1 protein-coding gene is annotated in these 521 nt (G+C 77.1%); it reads left to right on the top strand.

Annotated elements, in window-relative coordinates:
• On the top strand, window positions 1–521 hold a 521-nt coding region (locus CCN33_RS26725), incomplete at both ends, for a citrate/2-methylcitrate synthase (protein ID WP_279628212.1).

The raw sequence follows: 521 nt of genomic DNA on the forward strand, positions 1-521 counted from the left end.
GTGCCCCCGGCGACGGCCCCCTGGCCCGCCGCCTGTGGCACAGGCTGACCGGCCGAGCCGCCGACGGCGCCTCGGTGCGGGTGCTGGACACCGTGCTCGGTCTGCTCGCCGACCACGATCTCGCCGCCTCCACCCTCGCGGTACGGGTCGCCGCCTCGGCCCGCGCGCACGCGTACGCGGCGGTCTCGGCCGGGCTGGGCGCCCTGGAGGGCCCCCTCCACGGCGCGGCCAGCGGACTGGCCCACCGGCTGCTGCTCGAAGTGCTCGACCAGGGCACCGCGNNGCGGGACATCGTCGCGACCACGGCACGGCACACCCCGCTGCACGCCAACGTGGACCTCGCCCTGGCGGTCTTCACCGCCTCTTGCGGCATGCCCGACACGGCGGGCGAGACCCTCTTCGCCGTCTCCCGGACCGCCGGCTGGATCGCGCACGCCCTGGAGGAGTACGGCGAACGCCCCCTGCGCATGCGCCCGAGCGGCCTGTACGTCGGCCCGCGACCCCCGCGACCCTTGCCGGAA

This window comes from Streptomyces recifensis (genome assembly GCF_002154615.1).
Classification (GTDB): Bacteria; Actinomycetota; Actinomycetes; order Streptomycetales; family Streptomycetaceae; genus Streptomyces; species Streptomyces griseoluteus.